Genomic DNA, 17,628 nt, shown 5'->3' with positions numbered 1-17,628 from the left:
TTAGTCATTTTTACTATGTCGATTTGGCGAGAGTTAACAGTAAAACAGCGATACAACGTCATTCGGAAGTTTCAATAAAAAGCAAGCCGTCATGGTAGCTTTTCTTCTATGACAGCTTGCTGCACTTATTTCTTGAATCAACTGTTATTCCATACTACTAGCTTGCTTTGTGTCATTTCATCTATTGAATATTTAATGCCTTCCTTCGTATTTCCACTTTCCTTGACACCTCCATACGGCATCTGGTCAACCCTGTATGTCGGGATATCATTTATGATAACCCCACCTACTTCTAAATGGCTTTGGGCATAGAAGGCCTCACTTATTTTCTGTGTGAAAATCCCCGCCTGTAGGCCATATATGGAATCGTTAATCTCTTCAATCGCTTGTTCAAGTGTAGACACTTTATTTACCATAACTACTGGGGCAAAAATTTCCTGACAACTTAATCTTGCTTTCTTTGGAACGTTTACAAGAATGGTGGGTTGAAGGACTTCTTCCTCTATAATCCCCCCGCTAACAAGTTCTGCTCCATATTGCTGTGCTTCTTCAATCCATTCCAATGCACGTGACTGTTCTTTCGGCGTGATCATCGCAGATACGTCTGTATCTGGAGAGAGTGGATCACCTATTATCAACTCTCTGGTCTTTTCGTGGAAAACACGTATAAAATCTGAATACAGTGATTCCAAGACATAAATTCGTTGTAATGAAATGCAAACCTGTCCTTGATTGGAGAATGCACCGCTCACACATCGTTCTGCAATTCTTTCTAGATTATTACCATCCGTAATGATAACTCCTGCGTTAGAGCCTAGTTCTAAAGAAACTTTTTTCAATCCAGCATTTTTAAGAATTGACTTACCCACCACTGTACTTCCGGTGAAAGTAATCATGTCAACTTCTTCACTTTTTACTAATATATCTCCGACTAGGGTTCCATTGCCTGTTACCACATTAAATGCACCTGCCGGAAGATCTGTCTGATTTATAATCTCCGCAAGTAACAATGCAGACAGCGCTGTCTGAGTGGCAGGCTTTAGGACAATCGAATTGCCCGCAGCGATTGCAGGGGCAACTTTATGGGCAACTAAGTTTTGTGGAAAGTTAAAAGGTGTAATGGCGCCGATAGTTCCTATTGGCTCTTTTATGGTATAACCCACCCGTCCCCTGCCGGTTAGGGCTGCATCCATCGGTATCATTTCACCTATCAATCTTTTTGCCTCTTCAGCTCCGAATTGATATGTTTCAATTGTACGCTCTATTTCAGCCAAGGCATGTTTGAACGGTTTCCCTGATTCCATCGCAATTACTTCAGCGGCTTCTATTTTTCTTTCTTGAAGTCGTACTGAAATCTGATTGAGGATTCTAGCTCTCTCAAGATTAGTCATTGTTTTCATAGTCTTTTGTGCCTGTTTTGCAGCATTGATTGCCCGTTTCACTTGTTCCGGGGAAGCATTTGCTATTTCTGCAAACTTCTCCATTCCATACGGCTTGTTAATAGCGATAAAGTCTTCTCCATCGACCCACTCGCCGTCAATATATAGTTTCTGTCGCACGAAAAAACCTCTTTTCCATTTCTGATAGCTATCCTATTCAGAATCCAATCACTGTAATGTTACGTACAACTTTCCTCCTGCCTCAACATTCTTCTTAAGACTTTACCTGAACTTGTCTTTGGCAACTCATCTAAAAACTCTACTTCACGTGGATATTTATAAGCAGACATTCTCTCTTTTGCCCATCGGATAACTTCTTCCTTGGTAAGATCACTGCTGTTTGAGCAGACGATAAATGCTTTAACAGACTCTCCCCGAATAGGATCTGGAACACCAATGACTGCAGCCTGGCTTATATCTTCATGTTGAATGAGCATTTTCTCCACTTCCTCAGGATAGACGCTATAGCCGGAGCATTTAATCATTTCCTTCTCCCTACCTAAGAAATACAGATATCCATCGCTATCAAACTTCCCGATATCTCCTGTATTGAAATATCCATTATGGAAACTTTTTTGCGTTTCTTCTTCCTTTCCCCTATAGCCTTTGAACACACTTGGACTTTTCAGGAGAATTAACCCCTGTTCACCAATTGATAATTCTTCGTCCAAGTTTTCAGGATTGACTATCTTAATGTCCGTTTCGAATGTCGGTTTTCCTACCGTTCCATATTTGATAGCTTCCGGAGGCATTAAGGAATTCCCGGTATGTGTCTCACTCATTCCGTAAGCGAATTCCATTAGCGGAATGCCGGTAACTGTTTCCCATTGATCAGAAATCTCTTTTGAAATTTGAATCCCGAAGCTGGTAACAATATTCAAACGCAAACTACTGAAGTCGGTTTTTTTAAATAGAGTAGTTTCCATCATTTGAGTGTTCATCGGAGTCGTTGTGTAAAGAACACTCGCTTTGTACTTTTCAATTATTCTCAACATCGATTCTGAGTTGAATCTTGTCATGATAACCACTGTTCCTCCAGCCATTAAAGCAGCAGTCATTCCTACTAGCTTTCCAGCAATATGGAATAGTGGCATCACTGATACGAAAACATCAGATTGACTGAACTTAAAGTTCTCAGCCACACACCAAGACTTGAATTCCGTATTTTTAAATGTTAGCTGAGCTCCTTTAGGTGATCCTGTAGTACCCGATGTATAAATCACTAATGAAATATCTTCCTTCATATTAATTTCCGTTCTTTCCATTTTGGGGATAGACATCTTCATGACATCTTTCCATTGCTGGGTTTCTGGATAAGTTTTATTAGAAATGATTTCAGGAAATTGCGGATCGCTTTTTTCATTTAGATAATCCGAGTAGTTTGCTAAAATCACTTCACTAACCTCTGTGTCATCTTTAATTTTTTCAAATACCGGATAAAGGTCAGGTGTTGTTATTAACACCTTGGCCTCAAGATCCCTAAGTTGATATTCAAGTTCCATTTCTTTAAACATCGGATTGCATGGCCCAACAGTAGCCCCAAGTTTCTGAACAGCAAAGTATGAAATAACGTATTGTGGTGAATTTTGCATAAATACAGCCACTGTTTCTCCTTTTCTGACTGATAGCGAATATAGATAATTGGCCATCTGATCTATTTCTTTTATCAGTCTGTCATATGTAATTTCATAACCATAAAAATTGATTGCAATCTTTTTAGGATTTTGTATCGAGTGATGTACTAGGTATTCATAAAGGGGCTGATTTTTCATTATAATCTCCTCACTTCCCTACAAAGTTTGACTTCCTTTTTTCCATGAACGATTGTACTCCTTCTTTGTAATCTTCAGTATGGAAAGATCCTAAAGTAGAATATACTTGTACTTGAAGAGCCTCTTCCAACCCTATATTTCTACTTTTATGCATAGCTGTTTTCATCAATCCTATTGCCCGAGTAGCGCTTTTTTCAAGAATTTCTGCCAGTTCTGCAGTTGTCTCTTCCAACTCATTAAGTTCAGTTACCTTATAAAGTAAATTCCAGCTTTTTGCATCTTCTGCTGAAAACATATCACCCGTATATAAATAACGAGCCGCTAAATGATAACCCAGTTGTTCTTGCAGAAGAACTGTGCCTGAAGAAAGCCCACGCAATACAAATGGCAAACCGAACTTTGTTTCTTTTGAAGCGATAATGAAATCGGAAGCAAGAGCAATTTCAAGCCCTGCACCTAAAGCATACTTATGAACCTGTGCAATTATTGGCTTTTCCAATGCTCTCATCGCTTTGACAATCGCCGGGTATCCATCCATATACTCCGTCAGCTTATTGGATGGATTTGGGTTTTCTTCAGTTCCCATATCTATAAGATCATCTCCCGCACAGAATGCTTTACCCATTCCTTTTAGGCATACTACGCGGATCTCGTCATCCTGTTTTGATTGTTTAAGATATAGCAATATATCAGCAATCATATCGTTGTCTAATGCATTCAAAGATTCTGGTCGGTTAAGTATAATTTTTGCGATGGCTCCATGTTTTTCAAACACTACCTTCTTTGACATCAGTTTTCTCCTCCCAATAATGCTTTTCCAATTCTATCCTGATAGATTCTGGAATTGGTTCAGCTTTCTTTGCATTTTGATTATAGTTAACATAGATTGTTTCAGCTTCTACGCATTTTCGATTTCCTTGCCAAATCTCCTCATAAAGAACAAGACTTGTAGTTCCTATCCTTTTTATATAGCATCTGGTCTGAGCGAAATCTCCAAAATAAAGTTGGTCTTTATATTCAATGGTTGTCTTTACGATAACCATTCGCCAGTTCTTAAAATCATGATCCGGCGTAAATAATTTAAATAATTCGTTCCGGCCAGCTTCTAACCATACGGGTACGAATGTATTGTTAATATGACCGACACCATCGGTTTCCGAGACACGTGGTTCAATCAATCCCTCAAACATTTACATCCACCTCAATTTCTCTATTTAGTAATAAAGTCCAATGTCCCTCGCCAATAACACCATCTTCTGTATGTAATGACACTTCGACGATATATATCGGCTTCTCTGTTTTCTCCTTCCTAAACAATCCGTATTTCACATACAGCGTTTGTCCAATCTCCATTTGTTTATGAAAAGACCAATCTTGCCCGATCACTGCTGCTAAATCTTCTTCAAGATTAAATGTACGGTTCAACAAGCCCACTGCAATCATCAAGGTTAATCTCGAATCAACCTTTTCAGCATTTTTCCCTTCCAAATCGATACCAACTAATTCAGCAAACAAAATACAATCTTCTTTTAAGACGGTACGCCCAAGAGATCGCTTAGCTTTGATAAAGCTTTTCAATTGTCCACCCCCCTGTAACAGAGAAGCTTCCACTTAAAATCAATTCATCTCTCTGATTAATCGCTTCAAAATCAATTTGTTTCCTATGGGAATCACTATTTCGTGGGTGATAAACAACATATAGTTCATCTCCGACTGATACACTTTTTCTATAGGAGGCCGAAAAAGAGCTTATATCCACCCAACCTCGGCCCTCCTCAAGAACAAGTTGAATCGCTATACTCAACACCGTGTCACCATGAAGAATCGCATCCTTAAACCTCGATTTACTCATCTTCTCCCGATTGGTATGAAGCTCCAAGTCTCCTTCCCACATAAGCGGTAACAATAGATGGGACTCCACGATTGGAATCTTCTTAGTGATGTTCACCCTATCTCCGCTCCCTGTTTCTCATCCTCAGCTGTATATTCTCTTTCGTGTGCAATTGTAATTCTTCTCATTTGTTCCTTAGTTGGTGGAGCAGTCATTAGTGAAAACAAAATTGAGAACAGAAGCGATGTCGGAAGTGACACAGCAATTTCAGAAAGTGGAGGCATTTCAAAGCCCCAAAGCAAAATAAGATAACTGATAGCCCCTGCCAATGTACCCGCTAGCGCACCGGCATTGTTCATCCGTTTCCACCAGATTCCGAGAATTGCAGGGAAGAACAGTGAAGAAGCTAGCAGACCCATAGCTGCTGAGTAAAGCAATGTCAAAAGTTCCGGTGGATTCATTGAGAGCAAGAGTGTTAGAATCCCAAATCCTACTATAGACAGAGGAACAAGTTTCCGCTTTTTTTCTTCAGAGAAGTCAGGCTTCAACGTTCCAATCAAGTCATATGCAAGTGCAGCACCTAGAGCTAGTAGCATTGCACTAACTGACGACATTACTGCTGCAAAAATTCCCGCATAAGCAATCGCTTTCACAATATCAGGGACTGCTTGGTCTAGGAACAATAGAAATGCTGCATCATTATCTGGCAATGCCGCTCCATTGTTAAGTATTATTGTCAATGCAATTACAAGGATACAGGTGAAAATTGACGTGATAATATACATCCCAACACCAAGAGTCAAGGAAGCACGACCAGTACGCTCATTCTTCGCAGAAAAGATCCGCATGACTGTGTGAGGCAGAATCGCGAGAACCGAAGCCCATACAAGAAAGCCGCCGATATAAGCAATGTGCGGATAAGCTGTCGTCTGCGTCCACTGTGGCGAAATTTCCTGAGCTAGAGAATAAAGGTTGCCAACTCCGCCTCCTTTGGTGACCGCCACAACCCCAGTCACGAGAACTACAGCTATCATGATGAGCCCCTGCAAAAAGTCTGTTAACGTTACTGCTTTCATACCGCCATATGCCGTATAGAAAATATAGACTGCGCCAATCAAAACTACTGACCAAGTATAAGGAATATTGAAAAGGCGCTCTCCAAGGAGACCTCCTACTTTCATTTGTGCCACTAGATAAGCTGTAAGTGTTCCAATGAGGATTAAAGGAACAATGATGTTCAACGTCTTATTGTTAAATCGTTCCCTAATAAATTCTGGAACAGTAGAAACATTCATATTCCGAAAAACTTTCGCGATAAAGAATGCAGTAATGAGATAGCCAACTGCTACACCTGCATTGTAAGCAGTAATATATCCCCATCCCCCTACATAGGAAAGACCCATATTTCCAAGCATTGTTCCCCCAGTTGCAAATGCTGCAAATATCGCAACACCGTTTACAAAGAACCCTACGTTACTTCCGCCAGTCAAATAATCATGTGCGGTCCCCGCGCGTTGTGCTCGATTAGCATAAATCCCAATTCCTATACATAATGCCAAATACAATACCAAAACAACAACCGATATCACCATTTCATCTCACCCCTTCTTTAACAGTCACTTATCATTTTTTGTAATAATGTTTTCAATCACCATGACCACAAATACAAGAAGCATAACCCCCACTAAAAACCAGTTCATTAAAGTTGTTCCATTGTTAACAGTGCTGTACATATAGGAACTTAAAGAGATGATTGATACGATAATTATAATTATCATACTGACGAGCTTATACTTCGACATACTAAAGAACGTGTTTTTCCCCATCCACGCTTCCCCCTTATTTGGATTTAAACTCCGGTTTCCTTTTTTCCATGAAAGCAGACATTCCTTCCTCTTTGTCTTCCGTTGAAAAGAGAATTGATTGAGCAAGTTTTTCAATGATCAATCCGTTGTGTGTAACCGCTTGCGATTGGGCTTTAATTGTCATTTTTGATAATCGTAAAGCTAGCGGACCTTTAGATTTCATTCTGTTGGCGAGTGCTAAAGCTTCTTCTTCAAGCGCTTCCGCTTCCATCACTTCACTCACTAGTCCGATTTGAAGGGCTCGATCCGCATCAATCATCTTGCCGGACATTGTATAATAGAGTGCATTTCCCAAACCGATATGGAGTAATAAGCGCTGAGTACCGCCGGCACCCGGAATGATTCCCAAGTTCAATTCAGGCAATCCGAATTTCGCCTCCTTCGAAGCCAGTCGGATATCACAAGCAAGTGCTAATTCACACCCTCCCCCAAGTGCGAATCCATGAATCATAGCAATTGTCGGTTTTTCAAAACGATCAATCTCATTAAAAAAATCCTGCATTCCATTTGAATCAAGCATTTCAATCGAATTTAAATCCCGTAGCTCTTCAATGTCCGCCCCTGCAATAAACGCTTTGGTCCCTGCTCCTTTAAAAAGCACGACTTTAACGGCAGGATCCACTCTAAAATCATGTAGCGCTTGCTTCATCTCTTGAATGCATTGGGTGTTAAGCGCATTTAAATATTCGGGTCTCCTAATCTCAATGACTCCCACACCATCTACATTAGCCGTGGAAAGATTTTGATACATGTCCTCACTCCTTGTTAATATTCATAAAAGCCCTTACCAGTTTTCTTGCCGTAATGTCCCTGCTCATATAGCAGACGAAGCGATTGTTGCGGCTTGTGTTCTTGGCGGCCTGTTTCTTCGTATTGCATCTCACGAATTAAATAATTGACATCGATTCCTGTTAAGTCCATTAATTCAAACGGTCCTATTGGATGGTTCAATCCTTTTTTGCATGCTGTATCAATCTCTTCAATTGTTGCATAACCGTTTTCGTAAAGAAAAATTGCTTCGTCAAATAAGGTATTTACAATTCGATTCGTGACAAAGCCAAAGATTTCTTTCTCCATTTTAATAGGTGTCTTTCCAATATCTTGTGCAAACTTGTACACATTGGATGCCGTTTCTTCCGACGTATGAGGTCCTTGAACGACTTCCACTAACTCCATGACAAGCGCTGGATTAAAGAAATGCAGATTACAAACACGGGCCGGTTCATCTATTACGTCTGCTAGCTTAGAACTCACAATAGTTGAACTGTTTGTTGCCAATATAGCGTCCGACCTTACAATGCCATTTAATCTCGAGAACAGTTCCCGCTTCGCATCTAATTTTTCAACGATTGCCTCAATGATAATATCCGCATCTTCAGTTGCTTCTTCAAGAGAAGCAGTTATGGTGAGCAAGGCAAATGCGTCAGTGGCCTGTTGTTCAGTAAGTTTTCCTTTTTTGATCCGCTTTCCAATTTGTTCTTTCAGTGAACTTTCAGCCAAATCGAGAGCTGCAGAAGATAGATCGGTTAGAACTGTTTCTTTACCTGCAAGCGCGCATACCATCGCAATTTGCGAACCCATTGCTCCGGCCCCAATAACCGCAACTTTATGCATACTAATCACTCCTCCTCTTTCACATTTTCAATAATTAATGCAATCCCTTGTCCGCCGCCAATACAAGCTGTAATTAACGCATACTTTCCATCTGTCCTTTTCAGCTCATAAATTGCTTTTGTAACCAAAATAGCTCCAGTCGCCGCAATCGGATGACCGTGCGCTATTGCCCCTCCATTAACATTTAGTTTGTTTATATCCAATCCTAGTTCTTCGGCACAGGCCAACACTTGCACCGCAAATGCTTCATTTAACTCTACAAAATCCATATCTTCAACTGTTAAACCAACCTTCTTGAGGGCCATCCTTGTCGCTGGTACAGGCCCCATTCCCATTAAGTTGGGATCCACTCCCGCCACCGCATATGAGACAATTTTGGCTAGAGGATTCAAATTCCGTCGTTTCGCTTCTACATCATCCATTAAGACAAGAGCAGCTGCTCCATCATTTATGCCTGATGATGAACCAGCTGTAACTGTTCCATTTTTCTTAAATACTGGTTTTAGCATATTCAGTTGCTCAATAGTTATATCTGGTCTCGGATGTTCGTCTTTATTGAAAATAACGGTTTGACCATCATCCATCTCTACTTCAATAGGCAATATCTGTTCATTAAATCGCCCCTGATCTACCGCATTCTTCATCCTTTTCTGACTTACTAGCGCATACTCATGTTGTCTCTCCGCGGTTATTTCATATTTCTCCGCAATGTTTTCGGCCGTAATCCCCATTGGTGGGTTTCCAATCCATTCCGGGCTTAAATCCCTGTTTTGAAATACCAATTGGTCAAGAAGTTTGTAGGCTTGACTATCTACTTGAAGAGGCTCTTTTGACATGCTTTCTATGCCGCCAGCCACATAGACGCCTCCGTCACTTTTAATCATTTGAGCAGCCAAGACAACACTGTTAATGCCTGAACCGCATTGTCGATCAATCGTAAGACCAGGCGTGGTAGTAGGTAAATCGCCCTCTAAGGCTGCATACCTTGCCATATTACCAACGTTCGAAAGGCAGTTACCCATAATTACATCCGTGATTTCTTTGTCATCGATTCCTGAACGATTAACCGCCTCCCGAATTATCTTCGCACCGAATTCGGCGGGATGCATATTTTTAAAAGCTTTATTTCGTCTTCCTATTGCTGTTCTGACAGCAGAAACGATTACAGGTTGTGCCATGTTTTCAACTCCTATCAAAATGTTAAATTCCCTTTAAGAGCATTGGAATATATCTCGTGAATTGCTTGCCGTGATAAATTCATCGGACTTCTGCCAAGTAACCTTACTTGTTTCATTGCATTGTCGGTCAGAGAATCCACGTCATTTTCAGTTACTCCATAATTAGCAAGACTCGTTGGAAGTTCCAGATCCTCAATTAAATTAAACAATTCAGTTACTACTTTTCGCGCCAAATCGCGATTAGAATGATTTTCATTGAAAACACCGATTACTTTAGATACTTCAACCAGTTTATCAATACAGGATGGCCAAATTTTCGCATAGACATATGGGAGAAGTACTGCATTCGACTCACCATGCGATAACTTAAATTGACCACCGAGCGGATAGGCAAGCGCATGCACGCCTGCGACTCCGGCATTGTAGAAACTGATGCCTGCTTCCAAACTTCCTAGAGATAATTGTCGCCTAGCTTCTTGGTGATCTCCGTCCCATACTGCAACCCGAATCCATTTGAAGATACGTTCCATTGATTGTTTGGACAATGTATCTGTGAAGGGATTGGAGCTTTTTGAAGTAAACGACTCTATTGCATGAGTAAAAGCATCTACTGCGCTAGCAGCAGTCACACTTTTTGGAAGAGAGTATGTAAGAGAAGGATCCACAATAACATAGTCCGATAAGAGGTATTTATTTGTGATGACGTCCTTACTAGATCCAGTGTTAAATACTGCAATATCTGTAACCTCTGCTCCTGTACCTGCAGTTGTTGGTATCAATACCTTAGTTAAGCCCTTATTGGATAATTTCTTTGTGCCAGTCAAGTTTAGATAGTCACTAATCCCTCCATCATGTGTCGCCAAAACTGCAACAGTTTTTGAAATATCTAAGGCGCTCCCGCCCCCAACTCCAATGACTATATCAAAGGCTTGCTTGCGGACTTCATCTAATAGTTTTTGAGCGACTTCGACCGTCGGTTCGGGTTCAACCTCATCAAGTATTTTTAAATTCAATCCCTTTTCTAAGATTGCTTTCTTCAAGTCATTTACCAAACCAAGTTTAAGTACAATGGGATCACAGATCAAACATACATTCTGAAACTTTTCTGCCGTCAATATTGAGATAAGCTCATTTAGTAGACCTTCTCCAAAATGTATCTCAATCGGGGATATAAAACTAAAGCTATTTTTCATTTCCTACACTCCTTCTTGAAAATGAATACGTAACCATTTCTTTGTGAATAAAAGCCTTTTCTCTATTTGTAAGAGCTTTTATCCTGTTATATCAATAGAATAATGAATACGTAACCATTTTTGTTTAAAGAAAATCAGTTGTTTCTCTTTTGTAAAGTTTTACAGGTAAAGTTGTTTGTATTACTTCCATATTTTCTTCTGACTTCTCCATAAGCGCAAATAATTCTTTAATTGCTACTAAACCTAGATTCAGCTGTTCGCAATTGCCTACTGTACTAATTTGTAAAGAAGCATGGCTCGCAAGCCTTACATTATCAGTACCAATCAGACTGATATCTTCAGGAACTCGGTATCCATCGCTTATAAATCGATCAAGTAATGACAATGCAATGGAATCAGTGGATGCGTAAACCGCAGTCACCGTATCTAACAAAAAGACAAGCCGTTGATAGGCAACTTCAAATGATCCATCCTCAACAATAACGAGATTTTCGTTCACCGGAATTCCAGCTTCATTTAGTGCTCGTTCATATCCCTTAAAACGGCCACTGAACGTACTCATGTTTAAATGACTGCCAATCCATATGATATTGCGATGCCCCAAATCAATTAAATGCTTTGTTGCAATATAACCCGCTTCTTCGTTATCAATCTCGATGAAATTACATGGTTCTTTGTGTTTACGATTGAACATAACTAACGGAGTGTTAAGTGATTTCAATTCTTCAAAAATCTGATCCTCGTACAAGATTGAACAAAGAATAATTCCATCGACTTTTGTTTCAAAGATACCATCATATGTCTCTTCTTGATTCCATTGATTTTCAAAGTAAACGTGTATTCTGTAGCCTTTTTCATTTGCATAATTTACAATCGCTGTCGTTGCTTCCATAAAAAAAGGGTTTGACAATGGACCAGAAATTAATGCGATTGTCTTGGTTTGGTTTGATACAAGCGAACGCGCAATAGAATTCGGTCTGTAGCCGAGCTCCTGTATTGCATGGTTTACTTTATCAATCGTTTTCTGTCTGACTGCCTCGGGATTATTCAATACTCTTGAAACTGTAGTTTGTGAGACTCCAGCACGTTTCGCTACGTCTTTTGAGGATACCATTTCTATCTCCATTACTAATTAAAATATTTTGAACCTTACGCCAATGATATTGCTTTAAATTTCGAATGTCAATGTTTTTTTGCAATTCATTTTATAATATGAGTTTTATAATCTTCTTAATCGACTACAACAGGACGCAATTCAGTTACCTATAACTCTTGTCCGCCAAGAGTTATGGGTAGAAAAAAAGGAAGTACCACTACAGTTGATTATTCCGGATGAATAGCGTTGCATATGGAAAGTTATTCATCCGCAACAATCAAAAAAGCCCTCTAAACGGAATCACCGAATAGAGGGCCTTTCATCTTTTCAACTATCATTTCTCCCTACTGTAAAAAGCGTATAGACACGAATGCCCAGCTCCCCCACTACCTCTTCAACTCATCAATGAAATCTCGGTCCCTCAAGCTCCCCCGACACTTCACTATTAGCTAACACAGGTAGTCCCATCACCCGCCAAGCCACACCGTCAATCCTTCTCCCCTCTGGAATATAGCGATAATGCACTTCCTGAATATCCCGATCCCTGGCATCCTCTATGTATTTCTTTGAAGCATACACAACATCCCCGCGTCTCTCCATATCATACTCCCCATCCACAACAACCGTAATGATATCAGAATCATGCTTTCGCAATTCCTCAATCAATGCATCCGTTTCAGGATGATCTCCCCAGATGATGTGTGACACATACATTCCCAGCACCCCTTTTTAATTTTAATTAAAACTAGATTCTCACCATGTCCATTTTATCATAGTAAGGAGAACGTTTTCCCTACAATTCAATTTATATAGGCTATTCAGTTAAGAATGCCCAACATCTCTTATTTTCAATTGTCGGGCTTATCTAGTTGTGACAATTTCTGTTTACGGTTTAGTTGATTAATTAAACAGAAAATTTAGTTTGACTTAGTACTACTCAGGTAGTAACATGAATTCAGGTGATGAAATTGAATCTTGATAAAACTTACTCAATTCTAAAGAGATATGGGTTTACGGAGTATGAAGCAAAAATCTATGTTGCTTTGTTGCAGACCCATCCATTAAACGGGAATGAAATTGCTATAAAATCAGGGGTTCCGAGTCCCAAAGTCTATGAAAATCTATATAGGATGTGCGAGAAGGAAGTTGTCTTTCCAATTTTAGAGGGGAATGCTTCCAATAAAAAATTGTATTCTCCACTTCCTTATAAGGACCTTTTACAAAAGATTGAAACGGACTTCCAAAATGACACTGCTTTGATGGAAAGCCAATTTAAGGAACTATCTAATCAGATGAAGCCTGATTGGTCGGAACTTTATCACTTGGATGGCTATGCGTCATCTATTAATGCGTTAAGAACTATGATTCTATCGACAGAGCATACGATTTATCTTAGTTGCTGGGAAACAGAATTGGAGCTTGTATGGGAGGACTTATTAGATGCCTTTCATCGGGGGGTTCGGGTGATTTCCATTTTATTCGATAGTACAGAGAGGACGATCCCTTGGCTGCATTTCAGCCATCATCAGGGCAAATTTTCCGACCGCAGACATACCGGAGAACTTTCGTGTGTAGTAGATGAAAGACAGGTGCTTATTCTGCATTCCTCCAAGGATGCTGCGCATGCAATTATATCGAGCCATACGGCGTTAACACGGACAACTGTCAACTATATTCGACATGATATTTATATCAATCAAGTAGTGAACCACTTCCATGATGAATTAGTAGCTAAATATGGGAAGGATTTCGAAGAGCTATTGGACATCTTTTAAGAAGGTTGTACCGATTCATCGTTATTCATATAAAGAATGGGGAGAAAGGAGGATCGTTCGTCGTTTTTCACGTTTTATTCAATTACGAAAGGGGTTTTGAGAGTGGGAGCTCAAATTATCGATTTAAGTGTACCGATGGACAATAACGCAAAAGAACCTTTTCCGCCTACGATTGAATATGAGGCACATGAAAAGGGAGCTGAACAAGCTGCGTCTATTTTAGGCTTGAAAAAAGAGAATTTTCCTGACAGTAAAGCATGGGCTGTTGAAACAGTAACATTGACTACGCATACCGGCACACATGTGGATGCACCTTGGCATTATGCCGATAGGACAGCGGGCAAAAAATCAAGGACCATTGATGAACTTCCTATTGAATGGTTTTACGGGAATGGTGTGCTTTTTGACTTCAGTGATAAGGTGGCGGGATATGAACTGCAGGTCGCGGATTTCGAAGAAAAGTTAGCTGAAATGGAATATGAACTTCAACCTTTCGACATCGTGCTTGTTCGAACAGATGCCGATAAGCGATATTACGAGGATGCTTATGCTTTCTGCCATGCCGGGGTGTCGGCCGATGCAACCAGGTGGTTAATCGGCAAAGGCATTAAAGTCATGGGGATCGATGCATGGGGATGGGATATCCCGCTTCCTCTCCAAGCGCAGCAATATCGGGAAAATCCAAAGGATGATATTTTATGGGCCGCCCACTACGTCGGAAAAGAGGCGGAGTACTGCCAAATTGAGAAACTCGCAAACTTAGATCAGCTCCCTAGAAAACACGGCTTCAAAGTTGCTGCATTTCCTATCAAGGTCAAAGACGGAAGTGCCGGCTGGGCAAGACCAGTCGCCATTTTCGAATAAAAGGGAGGATGGCCATGGGATTCAATGGGGTTTTCTTAATCTTCTTCACAGCATTCGTGCTAGTCCTGTTACTCGGAGGCTGGGTAACTAGAAAATGGGTTACCGGTTCGAATGACTATTTCATTGCTGGTCGGGAAATCGGATTGCTTGTGAATATCTTTGGTGTGGCTGCGATTGGATTTGCAGGTACTATTATCACATTAGGGCCAGGTCTCGCGATTTTAACTGGTTTCTGGGGATCTTTCGGCTTCGGGATTATATATGGTATCGGTGGGCTTGCGTTATACGGCCTTTTCTTTGCCCCCTATATCCGTCGATCCGGAGCACACACCTTATCCGAATGGTTGGAGATGCGTTTCGATAAGAGAACGAGAACACTAGTCACTGTCGCGACGATACTGGGCCTGTTAGGCATTATGGCAAATAACGTCATGTCGATGGCCATCGTGACAACTAGTTTTACAGGATGGTCGCTGATCGGTACACTTTCTGTTATCTTTGCGATGTTCCTCTTGTTTACGTATATTGGTGGGTTTTGGGCAGTTACCCTGACAGATTTCATTCAAATGTGTATTGGTCTAATCGCTTTGCCCGTCATGCTCATTACACTCATTTCCAAGTTTGGTGGGTTTGATTTCATAGGCAGCAATTGGCCTGGAAGCGGAAGCTACTGGACAAGCGGGATAGCGGATGGGCAGTTGCCGTTGCTATCATTTCAATATCCAAGCGGTCTGACATTCATCATCTTATTCGCCTGTTTCCTTGTATGGGGCAATAATTACTATTGGCTGCGTGTTTCATCGACCAGAAGTGAGCGGACGGCCAAGCTTTCATTTGTGTACGGCGCACTGCTCCTTGTCTTCGTTCCGATATTGATATTAGCGTTAACAGGATTGTATGCAGGATCTGCCATGGGCGATCAATTCCTCCCATACGGAACCGTTGACCCGATGGCTGCATTCGGCGTTGTATTGAAAGCGTTGCCGATCGTTGTTGCCGCTTTTGCCCTGCTTGGTGCATTGGCTGCATCCATTTCAACATCCACAACGGCGCTTATCGGAGCTTCCAGTACTGCCGTACGGGATCTCTATCAACGCTACTATCGTCCAAATGCGACTTCGAAAGAATTAACATTACCTTCAAAAATCATCACCTTAGCATTAGGATTAATTGTTTGGGCGTTATGCTTTTATCCTGGAGGGCCGCTCTATCTATTCGCATTCTCCACGGCTTGGCTCGGGGCGCCATCCATTCTTGTCTTCTTAGGAATGTGGTGGAAAGGGACAACTAAAAAGGGTGCTTTTTATGGTGCAGTGTTTGGAATCTCAGCGACAGCGATCTTCACGATCCTTGACCTGACCAAATTGCTTCCTCTAGGTCAGTACACTCATGTCGGTGTTGTAGGTCTTGTCGTTACGGTGATTACGACAGTTGTCGTAAGTTTGATGACGGAATCGGACTATTACACAAAGAAAGAGTGGAATGAAGATCTCAGTCTTCCAAATTCGTTACCGGATAAGGAGAAAAATGTATTGACACTCATTCATTACGGATATGACACGATGGCAGAGATCAGTGACATGTTAGGTGTAGACTCTTCGATTAGTAATCAAATCATCGAGGATTTGGACAAGCAGCATTTAATTCGCAGACGTAAGTACTCAGGTCCAGGATTTTACACATTTTATATTCCAACCAATGTTGCCCCTCATCTTTACTTGGAGGAAGTGGATGGCAAGTTTGCGAATGACAAGTTGACGGAAGATGATTATTTATTCCTTGAGAAGTTGGAGGGCGGTTTTGCAATGTTAACTACACATCTTCAGCAAAACAACATCGACTCGTTAATGGCCTCTGCCATTCTTTCAAAACTCATTAAACAAGGTTTTCTCGTGGAATCCGGCCTCTGGAGAAGAAAAGTAACCCTTAGTCCGTCCGGAAAAGACATACTCAAAAAATACACCAATTCTTCACCAGCAACGAAGGAGTTGCATCCCGTACATTAATTCTTGAAAGGACTGACAAATATGAAACTCGTCACATTTAAAGCGCTAAACCAAAAAGCGCAAGCCGGCTGGATTGAAGGAGAAACCGTCTATTCGATAGCAGAGTGCAGCGGCGGGAGTCTTCCCAGTACGATGGCAGAGCTTATCAAAATAAGTGCAGACAAAATGCCCGAACTTCAACAATTAGTTGGCAAGCAGCAAAAAGGGTTTTCTATTCATGAAGTGGAGCTACTGGCACCGTTAGAGAATCCATCAAGTGTCCGTGACTTTATGGCTTTCGAAAACCACTTACTGAACGCTTCCAAAAAGAGCGGTCTGACGATACATCCCGAGTGGTATAAGATCCCGGTCTTCTATTTTACGAACCACCAATCCATTCACGGGCCAAATCAAACGGTTGACATCCCACCAAATTGCAAGATGTTCGATTACGAGCTAGAGATAGCAGTAGTCATCGGCAAACAGGGAAAGAATATCAAAGCCACCGATGCAGATGACTATATCTTCGGCTACACAATCTTTAATGATTGGTCTGCCCGTGACCTACAGTTCCAGGAAATGCCGGTCGGGCTTGGTCCTGCAAAAGGTAAGGATGCAGCTACTTCAATCGGACCGTATATTGTAACGAAGGATGAGTTGGAAAGCTACCGTTCACAAGATCGATATGATTTAAAAATGACTGCCAAAGTGAATGGCAAACTTCTATCAGAAGGCAACTTTAAGGATATTCATTACACATTCGGCGAGATGATTGAACGCGCGTCTTCCGGTGTCACGTTATATCCCGGTGATGTGATCGGTTCAGGAACAGTTGGAACTGGATGTTTACTAGAGTTGGGGCAAGACGTTCATCCTTGGTTACAGTCCGGTGATGAAGTAGAGCTTGCAATAACGGAACTCGGCGTCTTGAGGAATAGAATAGGAGGATAACTGCAAAGTTCCTTGTTTCAATCTGAAAAGGCGATATTTCGTTTGAATTTAAATGAAATATCGCC

18 protein-coding genes are annotated in these 17,628 nt (G+C 41.0%); 4 read left to right on the top strand and 14 right to left on the bottom strand.

Going from position 1 to position 17,628, the window contains the following annotated elements; all coding sequences use genetic code 11:
• Positions 1 to 137: 137 nt before the first annotated feature.
• The 14 genes from SLU01_RS00850 to SLU01_RS00785 form a co-directional block, all read right to left on the bottom strand.
• Positions 138 to 1,559: an aldehyde dehydrogenase family protein gene (locus SLU01_RS00850; protein ID WP_147054336.1), complete on the bottom strand. Its 1,422-nt coding sequence runs from the start codon at positions 1,557 to 1,559 to the stop codon at positions 138 to 140.
• Between the two features lie 59 nt (positions 1,560 to 1,618).
• Complete coding sequence (locus SLU01_RS00845; RefSeq protein WP_147054334.1) at positions 1,619 to 3,211, bottom strand: class I adenylate-forming enzyme family protein; 1,593 nt, start codon at positions 3,209 to 3,211, stop codon at positions 1,619 to 1,621.
• 10 nt (positions 3,212 to 3,221) lie between these two features.
• The gene (locus tag SLU01_RS00840; protein WP_147054332.1) at positions 3,222 to 4,001 is read right to left on the bottom strand and encodes an enoyl-CoA hydratase/isomerase family protein; all 780 of its coding nucleotides are present in this window, start codon (positions 3,999 to 4,001) and stop codon (positions 3,222 to 3,224) included.
• The gene (locus SLU01_RS00835) at positions 3,979 to 4,401 is read right to left on the bottom strand and encodes an acyl-CoA thioesterase (RefSeq protein ID WP_147054330.1); all 423 of its coding nucleotides are present in this window, start codon (positions 4,399 to 4,401) and stop codon (positions 3,979 to 3,981) included. Before SLU01_RS00835 ends, SLU01_RS00840 begins: the two co-directional genes overlap by 23 nt.
• The gene (locus SLU01_RS00830) at positions 4,394 to 4,789 is read right to left on the bottom strand and encodes a hotdog family protein (RefSeq protein ID WP_147054328.1); all 396 of its coding nucleotides are present in this window, start codon (positions 4,787 to 4,789) and stop codon (positions 4,394 to 4,396) included. The genes SLU01_RS00835 and SLU01_RS00830 overlap by 8 nt, the downstream gene beginning before the upstream one ends.
• Entirely contained in the window at positions 4,767 to 5,159 is a 393-nt protein-coding gene (locus tag SLU01_RS00825) for a MaoC/PaaZ C-terminal domain-containing protein (protein WP_147054326.1), read from the bottom strand. The genes SLU01_RS00830 and SLU01_RS00825 overlap by 23 nt, the downstream gene beginning before the upstream one ends.
• Complete coding sequence (locus tag SLU01_RS00820) at positions 5,156 to 6,634, bottom strand: sodium:solute symporter family protein (RefSeq protein WP_147054323.1); 1,479 nt, start codon at positions 6,632 to 6,634, stop codon at positions 5,156 to 5,158. The genes SLU01_RS00825 and SLU01_RS00820 overlap by 4 nt, the downstream gene beginning before the upstream one ends.
• Positions 6,635 to 6,658: 24 nt before the next feature.
• Positions 6,659 to 6,868, bottom strand: a complete 210-nt coding sequence (locus tag SLU01_RS00815; protein ID WP_147054321.1) for a hypothetical protein — start codon at positions 6,866 to 6,868, stop codon at positions 6,659 to 6,661.
• Between the two features lie 13 nt (positions 6,869 to 6,881).
• Positions 6,882 to 7,658, bottom strand: coding sequence for an enoyl-CoA hydratase/isomerase family protein (locus SLU01_RS00810; RefSeq protein ID WP_147054319.1), 777 nt, complete (start codon positions 7,656 to 7,658; stop codon positions 6,882 to 6,884).
• Positions 7,659 to 7,672: 14 nt separating this feature from the next.
• Positions 7,673 to 8,521 (bottom strand): 3-hydroxyacyl-CoA dehydrogenase family protein, encoded by an 849-nt coding sequence (locus SLU01_RS00805; protein ID WP_147054317.1) that lies wholly within the window; start codon positions 8,519 to 8,521, stop codon positions 7,673 to 7,675.
• A gap of 5 nt (positions 8,522 to 8,526) precedes the next feature.
• Positions 8,527 to 9,699, bottom strand: coding sequence for a thiolase family protein (locus SLU01_RS00800; protein ID WP_147054315.1), 1,173 nt, complete (start codon positions 9,697 to 9,699; stop codon positions 8,527 to 8,529).
• Between the two features lie 14 nt (positions 9,700 to 9,713).
• Positions 9,714 to 10,892: an iron-containing alcohol dehydrogenase gene (locus tag SLU01_RS00795; RefSeq protein ID WP_147054313.1), complete on the bottom strand. Its 1,179-nt coding sequence runs from the start codon at positions 10,890 to 10,892 to the stop codon at positions 9,714 to 9,716.
• A 124-nt stretch (positions 10,893 to 11,016) separates the two neighbouring features.
• Positions 11,017 to 12,006, bottom strand: a complete 990-nt coding sequence (locus tag SLU01_RS00790) for a LacI family DNA-binding transcriptional regulator (RefSeq protein ID WP_147054461.1) — start codon at positions 12,004 to 12,006, stop codon at positions 11,017 to 11,019.
• A 384-nt stretch (positions 12,007 to 12,390) separates the two neighbouring features.
• A complete protein-coding gene (locus SLU01_RS00785) occupies positions 12,391 to 12,702 on the bottom strand; it encodes a hypothetical protein (RefSeq protein ID WP_147054311.1) in 312 nt (103 codons plus the stop codon).
• A 254-nt stretch (positions 12,703 to 12,956) separates the two neighbouring features.
• Between SLU01_RS00785 and SLU01_RS00780 the strand changes: the two genes are divergently transcribed.
• The 4 genes from SLU01_RS00780 to SLU01_RS00765 all read left to right on the top strand — a co-directional run bounded on the left by SLU01_RS00780 (position 12,957) and on the right by SLU01_RS00765 (position 17,563).
• Positions 12,957 to 13,763, top strand: coding sequence for a TrmB family transcriptional regulator (locus SLU01_RS00780; protein ID WP_170232538.1), 807 nt, complete (start codon positions 12,957 to 12,959; stop codon positions 13,761 to 13,763).
• A gap of 96 nt (positions 13,764 to 13,859) precedes the next feature.
• The gene (locus SLU01_RS00775) at positions 13,860 to 14,627 is read left to right on the top strand and encodes a cyclase family protein (protein ID WP_373866379.1); all 768 of its coding nucleotides are present in this window, start codon (positions 13,860 to 13,862) and stop codon (positions 14,625 to 14,627) included.
• 14 nt (positions 14,628 to 14,641) lie between these two features.
• Positions 14,642 to 16,633 carry a sodium:solute symporter family protein gene (locus SLU01_RS00770; RefSeq protein WP_170232537.1) on the top strand — a complete coding sequence of 664 codons (1,992 nt, stop codon included), beginning with the start codon at positions 14,642 to 14,644 and terminating at the stop codon, positions 16,631 to 16,633.
• Between the two features lie 21 nt (positions 16,634 to 16,654).
• Positions 16,655 to 17,563, top strand: coding sequence for a fumarylacetoacetate hydrolase family protein (locus SLU01_RS00765; protein WP_147054458.1), 909 nt, complete (start codon positions 16,655 to 16,657; stop codon positions 17,561 to 17,563).
• Positions 17,564 to 17,628 lie beyond the last annotated feature (65 nt).

Source organism: Sporosarcina luteola (genome assembly GCF_007991495.1).
GTDB classification, from domain to species: domain Bacteria; phylum Bacillota; class Bacilli; order Bacillales_A; family Planococcaceae; genus Sporosarcina; species Sporosarcina luteola.
Note: the sequence above shows the minus strand (reverse complement) of the source record. Positions and strands in the feature narration are given on the sequence as shown.

Coding starts and splice junctions, on each gene's coding strand:
- SLU01_RS00820 (WP_147054323.1), bottom strand. CDS start 6,634: ATGGTGATATCGGTTGTTGTTTTGGTATTGTATTTGGCATTATGTATA.
- SLU01_RS00810 (WP_147054319.1), bottom strand. CDS start 7,658: ATGTATCAAAATCTTTCCACGGCTAATGTAGATGGTGTGGGAGTCATT.
- SLU01_RS00805 (WP_147054317.1), bottom strand. CDS start 8,521: ATGCATAAAGTTGCGGTTATTGGGGCCGGAGCAATGGGTTCGCAAATT.
- SLU01_RS00785 (WP_147054311.1), bottom strand. CDS start 12,702: ATGTATGTGTCACACATCATCTGGGGAGATCATCCTGAAACGGATGCA.
- SLU01_RS00840 (WP_147054332.1), bottom strand. CDS start 4,001: ATGTCAAAGAAGGTAGTGTTTGAAAAACATGGAGCCATCGCAAAAATT.
- SLU01_RS00790 (WP_147054461.1), bottom strand. CDS start 12,006: ATGGTATCCTCAAAAGACGTAGCGAAACGTGCTGGAGTCTCACAAACT.
- SLU01_RS00815 (WP_147054321.1), bottom strand. CDS start 6,868: ATGGGGAAAAACACGTTCTTTAGTATGTCGAAGTATAAGCTCGTCAGT.
- SLU01_RS00795 (WP_147054313.1), bottom strand. CDS start 10,892: ATGAAAAATAGCTTTAGTTTTATATCCCCGATTGAGATACATTTTGGA.
- SLU01_RS00770 (WP_170232537.1), top strand. CDS start 14,642: ATGGGATTCAATGGGGTTTTCTTAATCTTCTTCACAGCATTCGTGCTA.
- SLU01_RS00845 (WP_147054334.1), bottom strand. CDS start 3,211: ATGAAAAATCAGCCCCTTTATGAATACCTAGTACATCACTCGATACAA.
- SLU01_RS00835 (WP_147054330.1), bottom strand. CDS start 4,401: ATGTTTGAGGGATTGATTGAACCACGTGTCTCGGAAACCGATGGTGTC.
- SLU01_RS00765 (WP_147054458.1), top strand. CDS start 16,655: ATGAAACTCGTCACATTTAAAGCGCTAAACCAAAAAGCGCAAGCCGGC.
- SLU01_RS00800 (WP_147054315.1), bottom strand. CDS start 9,699: ATGGCACAACCTGTAATCGTTTCTGCTGTCAGAACAGCAATAGGAAGA.